Source organism: Glutamicibacter sp. HZAU (genome assembly GCF_004100365.1).
GTDB classification, from domain to species: Bacteria; Actinomycetota; Actinomycetes; order Actinomycetales; family Micrococcaceae; genus Glutamicibacter; species Glutamicibacter nicotianae.
On record NZ_SCKZ01000004.1, the window covers coordinates 173,271 to 190,923 of the forward strand.

General features: G+C 61.8%; 14 protein-coding genes and 2 tRNA genes. 9 read left to right on the forward strand and 7 right to left on the reverse strand.

The window, feature by feature from the left end; translation table 11 throughout:
* Window positions 1-83 precede the first annotated feature (83 nt).
* From EKH49_RS07540 to EKH49_RS07550, 3 genes are read left to right on the forward strand one after another with little or no spacing between them, the layout of a single operon-like run.
* The gene (locus EKH49_RS07540) at window positions 84-500 is read left to right on the forward strand and encodes a DUF3099 domain-containing protein (protein ID WP_161567471.1); all 417 of its coding nucleotides are present in this window, start codon (window positions 84-86) and stop codon (window positions 498-500) included.
* Window positions 500-745 carry an acetone carboxylase gene (locus tag EKH49_RS07545; protein ID WP_128470337.1) on the forward strand — a complete coding sequence of 82 codons (246 nt, stop codon included), beginning with the start codon at window positions 500-502 and terminating at the stop codon, window positions 743-745. The genes EKH49_RS07540 and EKH49_RS07545 overlap by 1 nt, the downstream gene beginning before the upstream one ends.
* Complete coding sequence (locus EKH49_RS07550; RefSeq protein ID WP_128470338.1) at window positions 746-1,654, forward strand: SURF1 family cytochrome oxidase biogenesis protein; 909 nt, start codon at window positions 746-748, stop codon at window positions 1,652-1,654.
* A gap of 75 nt (window positions 1,655-1,729) precedes the next feature.
* On the opposite strand, the gene EKH49_RS07555 is transcribed toward EKH49_RS07550, so the two are convergent.
* The 7 genes from EKH49_RS07555 to mptB (EKH49_RS07585) all read right to left on the reverse strand — a co-directional run bounded on the left by EKH49_RS07555 (window position 1,730) and on the right by mptB (EKH49_RS07585) (window position 10,282).
* Window positions 1,730-2,176: a hypothetical protein gene (locus EKH49_RS07555; RefSeq protein ID WP_128470339.1), complete on the reverse strand. Its 447-nt coding sequence runs from the start codon at window positions 2,174-2,176 to the stop codon at window positions 1,730-1,732.
* A 69-nt stretch (window positions 2,177-2,245) separates the two neighbouring features.
* The gene (locus tag EKH49_RS07560; RefSeq protein WP_128470340.1) at window positions 2,246-3,847 is read right to left on the reverse strand and encodes an ABC-F family ATP-binding cassette domain-containing protein; all 1,602 of its coding nucleotides are present in this window, start codon (window positions 3,845-3,847) and stop codon (window positions 2,246-2,248) included.
* A 150-nt stretch (window positions 3,848-3,997) separates the two neighbouring features.
* A complete protein-coding gene (locus EKH49_RS07565) occupies window positions 3,998-5,101 on the reverse strand; it encodes a GTP pyrophosphokinase (protein WP_066138183.1) in 1,104 nt (367 codons plus the stop codon).
* Between the two features lie 83 nt (window positions 5,102-5,184).
* A complete protein-coding gene (locus EKH49_RS07570) occupies window positions 5,185-5,955 on the reverse strand; it encodes a DUF2637 domain-containing protein (protein ID WP_052253742.1) in 771 nt (256 codons plus the stop codon).
* Window positions 5,956-6,086: 131 nt separating this feature from the next.
* Complete coding sequence (locus tag EKH49_RS07575; protein WP_128470341.1) at window positions 6,087-7,190, reverse strand: VanZ family protein; 1,104 nt, start codon at window positions 7,188-7,190, stop codon at window positions 6,087-6,089.
* 57 nt (window positions 7,191-7,247) lie between these two features.
* Window positions 7,248-8,723, reverse strand: coding sequence for a polyprenol phosphomannose-dependent alpha 1,6 mannosyltransferase MptB (mptB, locus tag EKH49_RS07580; protein ID WP_128470342.1), 1,476 nt, complete (start codon window positions 8,721-8,723; stop codon window positions 7,248-7,250).
* A gap of 5 nt (window positions 8,724-8,728) precedes the next feature.
* Entirely contained in the window at window positions 8,729-10,282 is a 1,554-nt protein-coding gene (gene mptB / locus EKH49_RS07585; RefSeq protein WP_236641074.1) for a polyprenol phosphomannose-dependent alpha 1,6 mannosyltransferase MptB, read from the reverse strand.
* A gap of 185 nt (window positions 10,283-10,467) precedes the next feature.
* On the opposite strand from mptB (EKH49_RS07585), the gene orn reads away from it, so the two are divergent.
* From orn to def, 6 genes are all read left to right on the forward strand, one after another.
* Window positions 10,468-11,079, forward strand: a complete 612-nt coding sequence (gene orn / locus EKH49_RS07590; protein WP_128470343.1) for an oligoribonuclease — start codon at window positions 10,468-10,470, stop codon at window positions 11,077-11,079.
* A 158-nt stretch (window positions 11,080-11,237) separates the two neighbouring features.
* Window positions 11,238-11,313 (forward strand) — tRNA-His (locus tag EKH49_RS07595).
* A gap of 622 nt (window positions 11,314-11,935) precedes the next feature.
* Window positions 11,936-12,011, forward strand: a tRNA-His gene (locus EKH49_RS07600).
* A 765-nt stretch (window positions 12,012-12,776) separates the two neighbouring features.
* Window positions 12,777-15,440 (forward strand): LuxR family transcriptional regulator, encoded by a 2,664-nt coding sequence (locus EKH49_RS07605; RefSeq protein WP_161567472.1) that lies wholly within the window; start codon window positions 12,777-12,779, stop codon window positions 15,438-15,440.
* A gap of 460 nt (window positions 15,441-15,900) precedes the next feature.
* Window positions 15,901-17,049, forward strand: a complete 1,149-nt coding sequence (locus EKH49_RS07610; RefSeq protein WP_128470345.1) for an acyl-CoA dehydrogenase family protein — start codon at window positions 15,901-15,903, stop codon at window positions 17,047-17,049.
* 24 nt (window positions 17,050-17,073) lie between these two features.
* Window positions 17,074-17,646 (forward strand): peptide deformylase, encoded by a 573-nt coding sequence (gene def / locus EKH49_RS07615; RefSeq protein ID WP_128470346.1) that lies wholly within the window; start codon window positions 17,074-17,076, stop codon window positions 17,644-17,646.
* The last annotated feature ends 7 nt before the right edge of the window (window positions 17,647-17,653 follow it).

The following is a 17,653-nucleotide window of genomic DNA, read 5'->3' on the forward strand; positions in this document are numbered from 1 at the left end:
CGACAGCGCGTAGAAATTACCCTCTGGGTGCTACAAGTGAGACAATGGGAGCAGAGCCCGTATTGCAAAGCGAAGTCTTTTACATGTCCTCACAGCCAACGAACCACGGTTCCGGCCACCCCGAAGTTCACCGCATTACCGAAGCGCGCCAGTCGCATACCGCCGAGCGCGATACCCGTGTGCGCAAATACACGATTTCGATGACCGTGCGTCTGGTCTGCTTCGTTCTGGCCTTCTTTTTCGACGGCTGGCTTCGCTGGGTCCTGCTCATTGGCGCGGTGGTCCTGCCCTACATCGCTGTGGTGATCGCCAATGGAGGTGCGGATCTGACCAAGCGTGAACCGCCAGCCGAGTTCTACAGGGCGCCCGATGCCCATCAACTCGACGCACCGAAGGACACCGCACAGCAGCAGGAGCGGGAACCAGAAGTGATTGACGGCAACTTTGCCGATGACGAGGAACCCGTGCAACACCCGACAACATCCCCCAAGGAGGACTAGTGGATCTGCTAGGTTCGCTAGGCGGCCTCCCCGCTGCCGCCGAAATCCAGTGCTCGCGAAAGGGCTGCCGGAAAGGCGCCGACTACCAGCTGCTGTGGAACAATCCGAAAATCCATACCCCGGACCGGCGCAAGATCTGGCTGGCCTGCGAAGAGCATCGCGATTGGCTCGAAAATTACCTCAAGGAACGGCTGCTTTACAAGGAAACGCTGCCAATGCAGGGCAACGAAGGAGAAGGCAAGTAGATGTATCGTTTTCTGGCGAGCACCCGCTGGGTCGGGTGGCTGGTTCTCGTCGCCATCTTCGCCTCCGCGTGCATTGCCCTGGGCAATTGGCAGAATGACCGCCGCGATGCTGTCTTGGAAGGCATCGAGCGCGTCAACCGCAACTACTTCGCCGAGCCGGTGACCGGCAAGCAGGCTCTGGAGAACTTCCACAACCTCGACGAAGACAAGACCTGGATGACCGCCGAGCTGACCGGCGAATACGTCGCCGAGGACACCATGATCGTGCGCAACCGGATCAAGGCCGGCCGGCCCGGCTACGAGGTTCTGGTGCCGTTCAAGACCAGCGAAGGCGAAACTGTCATCGTCGACCGCGGCTACCTGCCGATCGGCAACGACGAAAGCGGTCACCCGGATGCGGTTCCGGCACCGCCTGAGGGCAAGGTCACCGTGGATGTGCGCTTGAAGCCATCGGAAATCCGCTTGGACCGAGGCGCTCCGGAAGGCCAGTTGGCCTCCATCCAGCTCGAGGACTACGCCAAGCAGCTGGATTACGAGATCGCCCAGGGCGCCTACGGCCTGATGTATGGAGAGGACCCGGATCCGGCCGACGCACCCCAGCAGCTGGATCCACCGGACATGGACGAAGGTCCGCATCTGTCCTACGAGATCCAGTGGTACATCTTCGGCGTGCTGGCCTTCGTCGGCTTCTGGTATGCGGCCCGGCAGCAGAAGAAGCTGAACGCCGAGGAGGCCGCCGAGCAGGCCGAAGCCGAGGCACTGGGCCTGGAGGAGCCGATGCACAAGGTGCGCAAGATCCGGGCGAAGCAGGAGAAGAAGTTCCGCCGCGACGGCACGCTGACCGACGAGGCCATCGAGGATGCAATGCTCGATGAGGCGGAGCATACGCCAGGCGGCACCACGAAGTAGCAGTGCGCAGCAAACGCAGACCGCGCGGCACGTGGACGTAGTCCAGGTGCCGCGCGGTTTCTCGTCCCATGGCGTTTAGCTTGGCGTGGCAGGCGGGCTCCAGCGGATCCCGCCGTCGCTGCAGTTGGGCGCCTGCTGTTCTGCCCGGTCGAGGCAGGAGGCATCAATCAGGACTCGGTCCCCCACCGGCTCGCCAAGCTCAAGCGTGTACGGCACCGTCTCGTTGCCCTGGCAGTCCTGCGCCTCGCCTTCCAGCGGTTCAACTGCAATGCCGATGGCGATCTGGCCATCGGCCAGGTCCACATGGGTGGCGGTGACATCCCCGGTCTTCCCGGAAGCGCAGGCAAGGCCCATCACGCCGAGTTCCAGGCTGGTGCTCGACGCATTCACTCCGGACGGGTCGATCAGCGCCCACTGGGCGTTGACCTCGTCGGGCACCTGGACTGCGCAACCGGCCAGCGTACCGGCAAGCAGCGCTGCGGCGCCTGCGAGCACCGGCAATCTGCGTCTTAAAACACTCATGGCTTGGCACATCCCCTTCACAGTGGTGATCTGCCAAGCCTACGAGAGTTCCTTGGTGTTGGTAAGGATTTAGGTCAGCGAGACCAATTCCAGGTAGTCCTCGCTGAACAGGTCCTCGTCGCCGTCGGGCAGGATGACCACGCGCTCGGGCTTCAGCGCCATGACCGCGCCTTCATCGTGGGACACCATGACCACGGCACCGGGGAAGGTGGACAGCGCGCCGAGCACCTCGGCGCGCGAGGCAGGGTCCAAGTTGTTGGTCGGCTCATCGAGCAGCAGCACGTTGGCGCTGGAGGCCACGATGGTGGCCAGGGCCAGACGGGTCTTCTCGCCGCCGGAAAGCACGCCGGCCGGCTTGGTGACGTCGTCGCCGACGAACAGGAAGGAGCCCAGGATGGAACGCACATCGGCATCGTTCAGGTGCTCCGGCGCGTTGCGGCGCATGTTCTCCAGCACGCTGGCATTCGGATCCAGGGTGTCATGTTCCTGGGCGAAGTAGCCGATCTTCAGGCCGTGGCCCGGAACGATTTTCCCGGTATCCGGTTCGGAGACGCCGGCGAGCATGCGCAGCAGGGTGGTCTTGCCGGCACCGTTCAGGCCCAGGATGACCACCTTCGAGCCGCGGTCGATGGCCAGCGAGACGTCGTTGAAGATTTCCAGCGACCCATAGGCCTTTGACAGGCCCTCGGCCATGAGCGGAGTCTTGCCGCAGGGGGCAGGATCCGGGAAGCGCAGGGCCGCGACCTTGTCGGAGGCGCGCTCTTCCTGCAGTCCGGCGAGCATGCGGTCCACGCGCTTGAGCATGGATTGCGCGGCCGAGGCGCCGGAGGCGCGCGCCTTCATCCGGTTCGCCTGGGTCAAGAGGACCGAAGCCTTCTTCTCGATGTTGGCGCGCTCGCGCTTGCGGGCGCGCTCATCGGTTTCGCGCTGGACCTTGTAGCGCTTCCAGTTCATGTTGTAGACATCCACCACGCCGCGGTTCGCGTCGAGGTTCAGCACCTTGTTCACGGTGGCTTCCATCAGGCCGGTGTCGTGGCTGATCATCAGCACGCCGCCGGGGTAGTTCTTGATGAAGTCGCGCAGCCACATGATCGAATCGACGTCCAGGTGGTTGGTGGGCTCGTCGAGCAGCAGCGTCTCGGCATCCGAGTAGAGGATGCGGGCCAATTCCACGCGGCGGCGCTGGCCGCCAGAGAGGGTGCGCAGCGGCTGGTCCAGGATCCGGTCGGGCAGATCCAGGTTGGCGCAGATGGCCGCGGCCTCGGATTCGGCGGCGTAGCCGCCGGCGGCGATGAATTCAGCTTCCAGGCGGTCGTACTGGCGCAGCGCCTTGGCGGATACCGCAGGATCATCGCTGGCCATGTCCTCGCGGTTCTGGGCCAGCTTGGTGACGACCACATCCAGGCCACGGGCGCCGAGGATGCGGTTTCGCGCCAGCTGCTCCATGTCAGGGGTCTTGGGGTCCTGCGGCAGGTAGCCGATGGATCCCTTGTGCGTGACTTCGCCAGCGGTTGGCTGGGTCTCTCCAGCGAGGACCTTGGTCATCGTGGTCTTCCCGGCACCGTTGCGTCCCACCAGTCCGATCTTGTCGCCCTTGTCGATGCGGAAGTTCACTTCGTCCATCAGCAGGCGGGCGCCGACGCGTAGCTCAAGGTTGGCTACGGAAATCATATGGTGTGGCCCTTTCACGCGGGTAATAAAGCTGTGCGGCCCAGAAATTGGGCAACTTGACTAGTCTACCGGCCAACGGCTCCGCGGCTGGCCGAACGTGCACAAACTAACAGTTCCGCGGTTGAGCTGGTAGAAGTTTTCGATGCCCGGTCAGTTCCTGGCGCCCAGCTGCGAGCGGTAGTCCATCATCTGGATCAGGCGGCGGCGCAACGAGGCTTCGCGGCGCAAATCTCCCCCGCTGGTCTTCTCAATGTGGTCCTTGCCGAAGCGCCAGAGCAGCACGTCGTCCAGCAGCCGGTCCGGGCCCGGCGAATAGCGGTGGTCCAGCGCGGCACGCACGTCGGTGACCACATTGGCGTCCAGCAGCTGCGCGAGCTGCCAGGTTTGGCCGATGCCGTGGGCGCCGAGCAGCTCCGCGGCCCAGGACCAGTCGTCATCGCGCTTGCGGTCAACATGCGGCAGCAGCGTCTGCCAGATTTCGCCGATCTTCTCCCCGGTCAGCGGCTCCGATCCGGCGCCCTGCTGATCGTGGTAGCCGTTGAGCCGGTGGTACAGCTCGTCGATGTCGGTGAAGTAGTCCTCGACCGTTTCCAGCATCGCCGCGGTGGCGGTGAAGTGGCGGTCGATCTGCGGATTCCAGGCGGCTTCGCCGGGATGCTTGAAGCGGATGTCATGTTCCATTTCGGACCAGGCATGCTGCAGCACAGTGCGGATCTGCACCTCGAAGACGAAGTTGCCGCTGGCCACCACCGGCTTGCCGAGGGCTTCCTGGAATTTGCGCACGACCGGCTCGCTGCGGGTCTTGAGCAGCAGGTGGCGCGAGGAGTAGCCGTAGGTCCCGGACTCCACCGAGCCGATGTCCTTCTCGCGGTCGCTGCGGCAGTCGAAGGAGTCCCGGTGCGACTTGATCAGGCTGGCCACCTGCTGGATCTCATGGGGCAGCATCACGATGATGCGGATACCCACCATGTCGTGGATCTCGCGCAGCGGGTTGGGGAATTCGAGCACCGGGGCGGTCTCGGAATTCTCCTGCAGGCGGCGCGATGCCTTGGCCGCAAAGGATTGCGGCGATTTCACCCGGCCGGTGATGAACAGCGGCTGCACCTCGGAATTGGCGAAGAGCCGGCGGATCTTCGCCTTCATGGCAGACATGACGGTATTCAGTTCGCCGGTCACCGACTTGTACTGCTCAACGGCGGCCGCAATCTGCTCGGAGAACTCGTCGTGCCCCTGGCCCTGCGCCGGATCCATCATTGATGCCTCCTGGATGCTTCAGCTTCTGTTGAAATGCTGTCCTTCAGTTCGTGGTCACACGCCAACCGGGTGCGGCTGGGGCCCTATGGACGGGACAGGCGCTTGGCCATGTCGTCGAACAATGGAGCCTTGTCCTCGCCGTTCTTCTGCGCGGCGGCCTTGGTCTCCTTGGCTGGCTGCGCATTCTGCTTGATCGGGGTGACCTTCGAGTCCGATCGGCCTGCGGCGATGCCTTCGGCGCGGGCCCGGGCCAGCGCGTCCTGGTGCTCCTGCTCCAGGGCGGCCAGGCGTTCTTCCTCGGCGGTCTTGGTGTCGGCCAAGGCGGCGTTGTAGCCATCGTCATAGGCCACGCCGTACTTCTCGGCGTTTTCCTTTTCCTCGTCGTACTCCAGTTCGGCACGCAGCTTCGCGGCTTCGGACTTCTTCTGGTACATGTGCACGGTCAGGTGGGTGATGGCCAGCAGGACGATTGGCGGCATGGCGGCGACCAGCGCGGACACCAGCGGCGGCACGCCGTTCTCGATGGAGTCCACGGTCAGGATTGCATGGGTGGAGTTCGCCGCGGTGGAAACAATCGCGCCGAAGAACAGCAGCGACCACGGGTAGATCATGGCCTTGCGGTTGAAGCCGTTCAGGGCCACGATGGCCACGGTGGCGGCAACGATCATGCCGTCGATGATGATTGGCCAGATCCATGCCAGGCGCGGGCTGATGCCCGAGCGTTCTGCCAGGTCGGTCAACGCCGCGAATGAGAGCACGAATGCACCGACGGCAATGAGGACCGTCGCGCCTACGGCCGTGCCTAGGACGGCGCGGTGCGGTTCGGCCGGGACCTCTGGTTTGTTATCTTCCATGCTGCTGAGCAGACCTATCTTTTGAGATTAACGGTATGTCTTCAAACGCGAGTTGTGCTGGACCGCGCCGAAAGGCGCAGACCACCGCGTTCCATTTTAGCTTGCACCCGGCATTGCCGGGGTGCCATGAGTCAAAGTGCGCGGCGGTCGATGAATCCGGTTCCGCTGATTTTTCCGGCCAGTCCCCGGTGATCTGCGTCGAAGATGAAGTAGAAGGCGCTGATCGCGATATAGATCACAGCAAGCATGTTCAGCAGCGGGTAGACGCTGATCTCGTCCATGCTGGTGGAAATCTGGAAAAGGAAGTTGATCCCGCCAAACCCGAGCAGGCTGCGCAGCAACGCCCTGCCTGCCGGGGACGGCCCGCCCTGCTTGCTGGCGACCATCAGCCAGGCGCAGCGCTGGCCGAGGGTGGCCCGCCCCGGGGCCAGGCTCGGCAGCCAGAAGACGAAGAAGACCACGATCAGCGGCAGCCAGAAGTTCATCCACTGTTTGCCGAATTCCATGCCGCCCAGTCGCTCCAGGAGTTCCAGCGCGGCGCTGATGACGAACAGCGCACCGGAGGTGAAGCCCGCATCGAAGACGTTGGCCAGTGCCCGGCGGGCCCGGGTGACCGGGCGCGCCGGCGCCTGGGCCGCATCGGCTTCCACCGGGCCGGAGAGGAAGCGGAAGATCGGCAGGTAGGCGATGACCGCACCGAGCAGCGCTCCGGCGGTGTTGGTGATCAGGTCATCGACGTCGGCCACGCGGTAGGCGCAGGTGTACAGCCCCCAGATGCCGGTATATTGGGTCAGCTCGATGGCCAGCGAGGCGGCGAAGCCCAGCAGCACGCCGGTGATGATGTTGCCGCGCAGCCAGCGCACGGCCAAGATCCCCAGTGGCATGAACAAGATGATGTTGAACAGCACCTGCCACAGGGTGAAGCTGGTTGCGAATCCGCTGAGCCCGCGCTCCACGATGGCCAGCTTGAAGTCGTCGAGGAACCTGCCGGGCACCAGCTGCGGGATCGCCACCCCGGGCCGGCAGAATTCATCGCGCGAGGAGGGCAGCGGGAGCATGGTGTAGCTGAACAGCCCGAAGCCGTAGATCGCCGCGGTGGCTGTCGTTATGGTGCGGCGCCAGGACAGTCGTCCGTGGCGGCGGTATTGCACGGCCAGCAGGAAGATGCCGGCGGAGGCCAGGAAGAAGGCGCCGCCGAGGATCGCGATAGTCGCTGGCCAGAACATCGTTTGCATATTTCCATCTAAGCGGAATAATCCGTGAGGAAGCTGAGCTGCGGACTGTGAGCTTGGCTATGCTTCCGGCCCGCGCAGCACCCGCTTGGTGGCGGCATCGGAGGTGAAGAGCGCGGCGAACAGGCCCAGGACCACCACGCCGGCCAGCGACTTCATCAGCCAGGCCGAATGCCACTGCTCGATGGAGAGCTGGTCGACGAAGACCACCACCAGGATGATGCTCGATGCGTGGATCATCAGCTTTTCCGATCCCCAGGCAACCCTGTGCGAAATGGCGAACAGCGCAATCAGCCACAGGATGTACCAGGGCTGGATGATCGGAGCGAGCAGCACCACCGCGGAAAGCGCCCAGGCCGCCAGGCGCACCGGACTGGAGGCGTCCTTGGCCAGCGCCAAGCGCGCGACGATCACCAGGGACAGCAGCTGGAAGATGGCCACCACGATGGTATTGACCAGCGAAATATCGGCACCGAACAGGCCTGCGAGGTTGCTCACCGACCAGCCAATCAGTCCGACCGGAGCATACGGGAACGCCGCGTCTCCCGCGGTGAACATGGCAGGCAGCCAGCCGAACCAGAGGTTGGTGACGGCGCCGATCAGCAGCAGCCAGGTCAGCGACATGGCCGCGACCTTGACCCAGATCTTCCAGCGTGCGCGCATCGTGCGGGTGTGGCCAAGCAGCACCAATCCGATGAATGGCAGCACCAGCAGCACGATGGGCTTGACCGATACGGCGATGACCAGGGCCATGGTGGCCGCCATCGGGCGGCGGTCATAGGCGTAGGCGAAGGCGCTGAAGACGCCGGCAACCATCAGCGCGTCGTTGTGGACTCCGCCGATCATGGTCAGCAGGAACAGCGGATTGCCCACGATCGCCCAGTTGGCCCAGTTGGGGCTCTGCCCCATTTTCGCCGCCAGCTTCGCGGTGTAGTGGTAGCAGCCCCAGACGCCGAGCACGGCGATGATGCGCAGCAGGCCCACGCCGACTTCGGGGATGCCGTTGGAGACGAAGTAGATGATGCGCGAGAGCACCAGGAAGAACGGCCCGTAGGGCGAGGGCGACTGCGCCCAGAGGCCGTCGGATCCCCCGTCGAACCAGCCGGGCAGCGCGGAGATGCCTTCGGCATACGGGGATTTGTCGGCGTGCAGCATGCGGCCCTGCGCCAGATAGGAGTAGACATCTCGGCTGAGGATCGGGAAGCTGAGCATCAGCGGGGCGGACCACATGGCCAGCAGCCGGCTCAGTTCTTTCCGGGTGATCTCGCCTGCGCTCTGCACCCATGGCCGGGCCAGGATCCAGGTCCGGGTCAGCCAGACGATGCCCACGGCCATCAGCACGATGCAGATGATGACCCCCGGCGCATCGGTGCGGAACTCGATGAAGAAGCCGCTGCGGGCCAGCGGGGAAAGCTGGTTGCGCGGGAACCAGCCGATTCCCCAGGAGGCAACGGTGATCAGCGCCGAGGCGATGAACCCCTGCCAGGATAACGACCGCAGGCTTGCGCGTTGCGGTTCCAGCTTTCGCTCCTGCACTGCCACTAGGCTTTCTTGCGTTTCTTGAGCCAATTGGTCGAGCTGAGCAGGTCGGCGCAGATGTTCTTGGTCTTCGGATCGAAGAAGACCAGGTACACGGCGCAGGCAATCGAGATGCCCCAGGAAATCAGCTGGACGCGCGGAACCAGCGACTCCTGCAGGAACTGCCAGACGAAGATCTGGTCAGCGGCCTGGTAGGCGAGGAAGAAGATGGTGGTCAGGTGCAGCCACAGCATCTGCCAGTCGTCGCGCAGCCCGGTGACGGCGAAGAACGGCAGCAGCCACAGCAGGTACCACGGCTGGATCACCGGGGAGAGCACGACAATCGCGGTGAACGCGATGGCCATGCGCTGCACCAGGTGCGAATACTTGCCGCGGAACATCAGCACGAAGGCGATCACCACGCCGATCAGGCGTCCAGCGGTCTTGACCACGTCCAGCACGCCGCCCGAATCCAAGCCGAAGGAATGGAAGATGTTCTGGATGCCCACGGTCGCCAGGCCCAGCGGAGCGTAGATCGAGAATCCGGCGCCGGTGTAGTTGAGCATGACCGAGAGCCAGCCGAACCAGTAGCCGTTGAGCCAGCCCACCAGGGTCATCAGCGCGAGGAACAGCATGCCGGTGTAGAACCAGTACAGGATGCGGCGCGGCCACTTGGCGTCCGGGCCTGCCCAGAGCAGGCCGATGAACGGCAGCAGCACCAGGGTGATCGGCTTGACACCGACCGAGGCGGCGAGCACGACCACCGCCCAGAATCCGTGGCGCTTGCAGGCCAGGTAGACAGCCCATACGGCCAGGCCGGTCATCAGCGAGTCGTTATGCGCGCTGGCCACGAAGTTGACGAGGAACAGCGGGTTGGCCACGGTCATCCAGGTGGCCTTGGCTCCGGACACCGCGTGCAGTTCTGCCAGCTTCGGCACGAAGTGCAGGCACAGCAGCACGCCGATGAACGCGATGGCCCGGAAAGCCAGGATGGCCACGTCGGTTGAGCCGCTGACAATGTTGACCACAAGCCATTCGATGCTCAGGTACAGCGGGCCGTAGGGTGTTCCGTCCTGGGCCCACATCGTGTCGGTTCCCAGCTGGAACCAGTTGTTCAGCGAGGAAATGCCGTCAACGTAGGGATCCTGCCCAGCGTCGACCAAACGGCCCTGGCCGATGTAGGCGAACACGTCCCGGCTCATGATCGGCAGCGTGACGAGCATCGGGATGCTCCACAGCCAGACGGCGCGGCGGACCACCTTCAGCGAGCCTTCGCCCCAGCCCTTGAGCTTCTGTCCCAGTCGCCACCACGAGCGGAAGAGCAGCCAGCAGCCCAGGGCCAGCAGGATCACGCACGCAGTCACGCCGGCCGGTTCGGTGCGCAGCATGATGAAGAACGGGTCGCGGTTCAGCGGGGAGACGCTGGCCAGCCAGCCGGTGCCGAAGGATCCGAAGAGGATCAGGGAGGAACCGATGACGCCACTGAGAAGGGTCCTGTTCACTCCAGCGTAGGGCGGGGAGCTCACTGCGGCTGGGTTGCTGGCTGACACGTTGGCACCTCGGGCTGTAACGGACATGAGTTCGAGAGTAATTAGGCCAGCGTCGCCTGAGCTCCGCCCTTGCGAGCGTGGCACGTCAACAGCCGGAAATCTCAGACGATTTTAGCATTCGCCATGCCTTCGGGCCGGTTGGGACACTGTTCTTCCGCGCCGCTAAGAGGGTGCGCTCCCCCACAGCGTTCGTTGAAGTGTAGATTGGTTGCGTGGCTAGTAATTCAGAAAAAATTGTATGGATCGATTGCGAGATGACCGGATTGGATCTGGTTAAAGACGCATTGATCGAAGTAGCGGTGCTCATTACCGACTCGGATCTGGAGATCGTCGATGAGGGCATCCAGGTTGTCATCAAGCCCGAGCCGGCGGCTCTGGCGCAAATGGATGACCTCGTGCGCAATATGCATGTGGCCAGCGGCCTGCTGCCCGAGCTGGAAAACGGCATTTCCATGGCCGAAGCCCAGCGCTTGGTGGTCGACTACATCAAGAAGCACGTTCCGGAGCCGAAGAAGGCGCTGCTTGGCGGCAACTCGGTGGGTACCGACAAGAACTTCTTGGCCCGCGATATGCCCGAGGTCATTGAGCACCTGCACTACCGCATTATCGACGTATCGACCCTGAAGGAATTGAGCCGCCGCTGGTTCCCGAAGGCCCACTATGGCGCTCCGGCCAAGACCGGCAACCACCGGGCGCTGGGAGACATCCAGGATTCGATCAACGAGCTGCGCTACTACCGCGAAGCCATCATGGTTCCGGCCCCGGGCCCAACCTCCGATGAAGCCCGGAAGATCGCCACGGGGATCAGCCAAAGCGCCGGCTAGCTGCCAGGGATGGACCCTGGGGCATGGGTGATGCACTGCACAGTGCCCCAGGGGCTTTCCGATTGGCGTCCAAGCGGAAAATCCGTGTATAGTATTTCTCGTTGCCCGATACGGAATCGGTTCGCGAAAGCGTCCTGACTAGTATCGAAGCGAACATGGTGGGTATAGCTCAGTCGGTAGAGCGTCTGGTTGTGGTCCAGAAGGTCGCGGGTTCAAACCCCGTTACTCACCCCAGCAGTAAAGGCTCGGTTCGGAATGGAAATTCTGAATCGAGTCTTTTGCTTTCCCCGAGTGAGTTTTGCCGATGAGCCGCGCTGCACGCCGCCGATCGTGACACCCTCACCGCTGAGCCCCACAGCCACGGAGCCAGGGGCATGCCTGCTGCCAGCCAATCATCGGAGCAACCCAACCACTTCACCTAGGCCGAGGCAGCCGTCGTTCAGTACAGAAGTGCAGATCGCGACCCAGGCCCTAACTTAAGTCGCCGCCCAGAATCCAATGCTCCCCAAAGTTCATCAACATCCACAACTTCTGCCACCATCCCTTGAAGGCGCTGATTCGATCCACGACGGCCCTTATACCCACCATGAAGCGTCGGCCTACCTGACCCTCTTGCCAAAACGTTGGACTCAGGTAGCGCAGTAAATGGCAATATTTCGGCACGGGATCTACCAGTTATTGCAGTTCAGCGGTGCGCCACCAGTTCTGAACACTGAAAAATGAGCATCCCGTCACAATCCCGCAGAAGGCACCCGGTAGATTGGAATTTATGGTTCGAATACGTGTATAGTATTTCTCGTTGCCCGGTACGAAATCTTCAGAGCTATCGCTTCTGACTAGTATCGAAGTAAACATGGTGGGTATAGCTCAGTCGGTAGAGCGTCTGGTTGTGGTCCAGAAGGTCGCGGGTTCAAACCCCGTTACTCACCCCATTATCGAGGTGCGAACCCTTGACTGTTGAATCAGTCGTGGTTCGCACCTCGTTTTCATTCCGGTACGTCACGCACCAAAATTTCGCAGCATTCCGTCGGTCCGACTGGTCGCGATTACCTGGAACAGCCAGCTCGTTGGCACTTAATCGCTCATCGAACAAGACCAGCTTCTGGGAAGCTTCTGGGAAGCCCTGAACTCCGCGAGGTCGCAGAGGAGCTTGGAGCCGGCGTTGCCCAGATCCTGATCGCCTGAACCATCCGAGACGGCCAGACCATTGCCATCCCGAAAGCATCGAATACAGCGCATGTTGACGAAAACGCAACGCTGCTGGCGCTCTCCAACCACCATCTCGACCTCGATTATCGCGCGTATCCACCACCCGAGCGTCAAACACCTCTGGAAATGCTTTAAGTGCTGATGCAGGGGTTCGAGTAACTCGATTGGTTCAGTTGACAGCAACATTTCGGCAACGCTGCCTGTGGACTAACTCCACAAAGACCAAGTTCCTTTTGGATTATTACGCAGTAGAGCTAAATTGTTTCGATCGAGTGATGATTTTCATTTTCCGTCGCACGCACGGCGTTATAGCTAGAAACATTTGAGCCGTATGTCCGCATTTTCGCATCTGTCGAATACCCGGAAAATCTTCGTTGCTGACCGGGGCATTATTGCTAGTAATGTCACTTTTGCATACCCTCAAAACTACTCGAGTTGAGAGGGAACGATACTTGACTGGCTCAACCTGGGAGTTCGATACTAATAAGATGCCTGGCTTCCCGATGGAACGCAGAGAAGTACTGCCTTCCCGTGTCAAAGCCCTGAACGCCGCGCTCACAGCAGCCCGCACTGGCGGCCCGATATTCATCATTGGCGACGTCGGGACCGGACGCACAACGTTTTCTCTGCAGCTGATGGATCGCATCGAATCCAATTTCGTTTGGATCATCGGTTCCAAAGCGCTGAGCTCGGTTCCTTTTTCCACGTTGAGCGTGCTCGCAACCCAGCTGCCCAACGGTTCAACAGGTACATCGCCCACCGAACTCGTTACCGGCATCGGCCGAGCCACCAGTGAACGCGGCCAGTGGATTTTCCTGGATCAAGCGGAATATGTAGACCAGCAAAGCGCCGCAGTTCTCAAGCAGTTCGCCACGGCCGGCAATATTCGTCTGGTCGTCGCCACGGCAACCGTTCGCGCGATGCCTTCGGAACTGCGATCCATGATTTTCTCCCCGAGTTTCATGCGCATAGAACTCGGGCCCCTCACCTACGACGACGCTGCCATGATGCTTTCCGAGATCCTCGGCGGCGAGGTGAATTCTAGCGCCGTTACTTCGCTGCTGGAATTCTCCGGCGGACATGCGCTGCATTTGCGCGAGCTGGCACTGGATGCCCAGTCGACCGGGGCACTGAGCAAGCAGCAGGACTATTGGACGCTCAAACGTCACTGGACACCGCGTGGAAAGCGCACCACAGACCTCATCAACGCCCGCTTAAGCAACCAGCCAGAGGAAGTCCGGGAAGCTCTAGAGCTCCTGGCAGTCACCGGCCCGGTCCCACTGCCGATTGCCCGCAAACTCATGGGACAGGCAATCTACGATGCCATCGACGCCGGTCTGGTCCGCCTCGATTTTGTTGCGGAGAACCCTGTCACCGGCGAGCGCACGGAGCACGTCCGGCTCGGTGCGGGCCTGTCCTCTCAGCTGGTTTTCAGCAGTTTCGATTCGTCCACGCTGCGCCGGCATATCAAGACCATCGACGAGAAGCTGTCCTGGGAGCTGTTCGACGCGGAGTCACGAAGCCGGTTCACCAGGCATCGGCTGGATATGGGGATGACCGTTCCGATTCGCGAGTTGCTCTCCGATGTCGAGCAGTCGACTAGCGCACGGCAATTTCCGCAGGTGATCGCGTTGACCGATTTGCTGGACCAGCAGCGGGTCGACTCCCCCGACCAGCTGGAATCATTGCTGATTGCCCGAGCGGATGCGTTGTATGAACTTGGCAAGCCGGAGGCCGCGTTGGCCTTGCTGCAGGATCACCTGCCAACGGGGTCGCCGGAGATTCGTTTTATCGCCGCCAAGATCGCGTATGCGAGTTTGGGGCGTCTCGAGCTGGCTGAACAGATCCTCGAACCCCGGCCTGGCGATCCACCGGGCATTGCCGCGTACTTGCTGCTGATCCGGTCGCGGGCCAACAAGGTTGTTGATATCGCCTCGTTGCGCCAGTATGCGTCGATGCCCGAGCTGCGCAGTGAAGGGCGGGCTTCATGCTTGGCCCATGTGCTGATCGAGAAGTCGCACGCCGGGTCGGCCGAGGAGGCGATGGCCGAGTACGTCCGGATCTCGTCGTCGCCGGAGTGGAAAACGGAGTCTGCCTCGGTACGCTCCGAGTTGCTCTTCGCGTTCCCCGCGATGGCGTTCGCGCTGGGGATGAATCCTGCGCAGTTTGCCCAGTTGACGGTGGGTGACAACCTCAAGGAGGCAAACGTCGATCACGGCAACGTCATCGTGGGCATCGGCATGGGCTATCTGGAGTCCGGGATGGCTTCTCAGGCCTTGGCGGCGTTGGAGCAGGCGATAGGTTTGCTGTCGGTGGGCGACCCGTATTTGGTCAAGGGTTTTGCCGCGGCGTTTGCCGCGTATGCTGCATCCCTGCTGGGCGACCGGGCCAAGGCGTCGTACTATCTGGACATGTCGCGTGCGGAGCCTGAGGTTTCGGGGCAGATCTTGCGTCCGATCGCCGAACGGTCGCTCCTATCGGTGGTTTTGGATCTTGAAGGCGAGCAGGCCGCTGAGGATTTATTGCACAAGCTGCTTGCTGAGGCCGAGTCCTTCGGGCGTAAGAACCTGGTGATGCGCCTGTTGCTCGAAGCATGGCAGTGCGGACTGTTGGCCGATATTTCACGGCTGTCGGAAGCTGCGTTGCAGGTGCAGGGACCGCTGGCGGCGACGCTGGCTGGCTACCAGGCGGCGCTTGAGGATCCAGCGGAACTGAATGTGGGACTGCTTGTGCAGGCCCATGTCGAGGGTGGGCAGCTACTGCTGGCGGCCCAGCTGGCGGCGAGCGCTTCGGAGCGTGCTCGGGTTCTGGGGCGGCGCACGGTGGCCAGCCATCTTCTGGGACTTTCGGTCGACATCGCCCAGCCGTTGGAACATGTTAATACGTCGGCATTGGGTCGGGCTCGTGTTGATGAATCGCTGTTGACGGCTCGTGAATATGCAACGTGCATCAGGGCCGCTTCCGGGGCGAGCAATCACGAGATCTCCCAGGAGCTGTTTTTGTCGCCGCGTACGGTGGAGGGACATTTGCAGCGCTCGTACGCGAAATTGGGTATCACGGACCGTCGGCAACTGCTGGCTGAGCGTGTCGCGTCGGATGCTGGAGTGCTCCAGGCCGCAGAAGATACTCTAGCCCTACCTGTTTTTGAGTGATGGCGTACCTAGTCACCCAGTTTTGCAGCTTAGATGTCCATACTTGCCCATAGGATGATTCTTGTTCGATCTACCAATGCGGTTGGCTCTTGGGGGAATCACAGTAGTTGATGGAGCGGATCACGGGAATTTAGATTGCATTCACTCGCAATGAGTGCTTATGACTCCCACCGATACAGACCGGTGCCAGCATCTTTGATGCTGGCACCTTGTCGTTAAGCTTTGTGACACCAGATCCTCGACGATATTCGAAGATATGTTCGAATCACTGGCTGCGAGGAGTCTACACCCGTGTTTTTTGAGACTTATTGCTTCAAACATGACGTGGGCAACAGATACTCGGCCGCAAATAGGCGCATGTCATTGGGTAAGACCATAATGGAAGTGAACAGTCGGGCAGGTCGATGTTCCTGGCCTGCCCCAAATCAGGCCCCACCCCTCTACCGAAAGGTACTCCCCTGTGAAACGCGCGCTCTTTGAAGAGGACCACGAGCAGTTCCGTGAATTGGCTACGGAGTTCAATGCCCGGGAGATTTCCGGCAAATACGCCCAGTGGGAGAAGGAGCACCAGATACCCCGCGAAGTGTGGCAGGCCGCCGGAGAGAACGGCTTGCTGGGTCTTGCCGTGCCAGAGGAGTTCGGCGGCATGGGGATCGACGACTACCGCTTCCGTGTAGTGCTCGATGAGGAGTTCGTGCGTTCCGGTCACCTGGCCGTGGCGTTGGCGTTCCACCTGCATGACGATCTGGTGCTGCCTTATTTGCTGTCCTACGGCTCGGCCGAGCTCAAGGCCAAGTGGCTGCCCCGCATGGTCGACGGCTCCACCATTACTTCCTGCGCGTTTACCGAGCCTGGCGCGGGGTCCGACCTGCGTGCCGTACGCACAAAGGCGGTCCGCGATGGAGATGACTGGCTGATCAGCGGGCAAAAGACCTTCATCGGCAATGCAGCGTTTGGCGATGCAGCGCTGGTGCTGGCGCGCACCGACGGCGAGAGCGGACGGGCCACCGAACAGTCCTTCTCGCTGTTCATGGTCGAGCGTTCCGAGGGGTACACCAATGGCACCCCCTTCGACAAGATCGGGTTGCGCGCTTCGGATACCGCGGAGCTGTTCTTCGACGATGTCCGCGTGAGTGCTGACGATCTGGTTGGCGAGCTCGGCCAGGGCCTGTCCTATGTCAAGGCTCATCTCCCCCAGGCGCGTCTGGCCATTGCCGTGGCGGCGTCGGCGATCTGCACCGCATCCTTCGAGCAGGCGCTGGAGCATGCGAAGAACCGCTCGACCTTCGGCCAGGCGCTGACCGAATACCAGAACACGCGTTTCGAGCTGGCTAACCTGAAGACTGAGGCGCATGTCACCCAGAGCTTCGTGGATCGGGCGGTACTGGCGTTCAACGAGGGCGAGCTGGATGCTGCCGAGGCTGCCGAGGTCAAGCTTTGGGCTAGTGAGAGCGCTAAAAAGCTTTCCGATCAGGCGTTGCAGATCCATGGCGGCTACGGCTACATCATGGAGTACCCGATCGCGCAGTCGTTCACCGCCTCGCGCTTGCTGACCATTTTCGGTGGCACAAGTGAGATCATGCGTGAAACTATTGGACGAGCACTCTAAGCACTTTTGAAAGGAACTGATCACGTGCCTATTCGGCAGATCACTGTTTACGGAGAACCTGTACTTCACCAGCGTGCGGTGGAGGTCACCGAGTTTGACGACGCCTTGCGCGAGCTCGTGGCCGATATGCACCTGACCATGGATGAAGCGCACGGTGTCGGCTTGGCCGCTCCGCAGATCGGTTTGGGCCTGCGCATGTTCACCTACGTCTTCGCAGACCAGGACGATGCTCCCGAGCGTGGTGTGGTGATCAACCCGAAGTTGACCCTTTCGAAGGTTTCGCAGGCTCCTGCCCACCCGGATGAGGATTCAGAGGGTTGCTTGTCCGCGCCCGGCTTGAACTACCCGCTGCAGCGCGCCGACTATGCCAAGGTGGAGGGTTTCGACGAGTTCGGCCAGCCGATCTCCTTTGAGGCCCATGGCTGGTTCGCCCGCATCATGCAGCACGAGTACGACCACCTGGATGGCCTGTTGTATGTGGACAAGCTGCAGCCGCGCTGGGAGAAGAAGTGGAAGAAGGCCAAGAAGGCTCTTGGCTGGGGCGTCCCGGGCAACACCTGGCTGCCGGGGACCGATGAGGATCCGTTCGGCCACTAGGCCCAGT

What these genes read in the sequence shown, in the direction of transcription:
- EKH49_RS07540 (WP_161567471.1), top strand. Translation starts at nt 84, where the DNA reads ATGTCCTCACAGCCAACGAACCACGGTTCCGGCCACCCCGAAGTTCAC.
- EKH49_RS07550 (WP_128470338.1), top strand. Translation starts at nt 746, where the DNA reads ATGTATCGTTTTCTGGCGAGCACCCGCTGGGTCGGGTGGCTGGTTCTC.
- EKH49_RS07555 (WP_128470339.1), bottom strand. Translation starts at nt 2,176, where the DNA reads ATGAGTGTTTTAAGACGCAGATTGCCGGTGCTCGCAGGCGCCGCAGCG.
- EKH49_RS07560 (WP_128470340.1), bottom strand. Translation starts at nt 3,847, where the DNA reads ATGATTTCCGTAGCCAACCTTGAGCTACGCGTCGGCGCCCGCCTGCTG.
- EKH49_RS07565 (WP_066138183.1), bottom strand. Translation starts at nt 5,101, where the DNA reads ATGATGGATCCGGCGCAGGGCCAGGGGCACGACGAGTTCTCCGAGCAG.
- EKH49_RS07570 (WP_052253742.1), bottom strand. Translation starts at nt 5,955, where the DNA reads ATGGAAGATAACAAACCAGAGGTCCCGGCCGAACCGCACCGCGCCGTC.
- EKH49_RS07575 (WP_128470341.1), bottom strand. Translation starts at nt 7,190, where the DNA reads ATGCAAACGATGTTCTGGCCAGCGACTATCGCGATCCTCGGCGGCGCC.
- mptB (WP_236641074.1), bottom strand. Translation starts at nt 10,282, where the DNA reads ATGTCCGTTACAGCCCGAGGTGCCAACGTGTCAGCCAGCAACCCAGCC.
- EKH49_RS07605 (WP_161567472.1), top strand. Translation starts at nt 12,777, where the DNA reads ATGCCTGGCTTCCCGATGGAACGCAGAGAAGTACTGCCTTCCCGTGTC.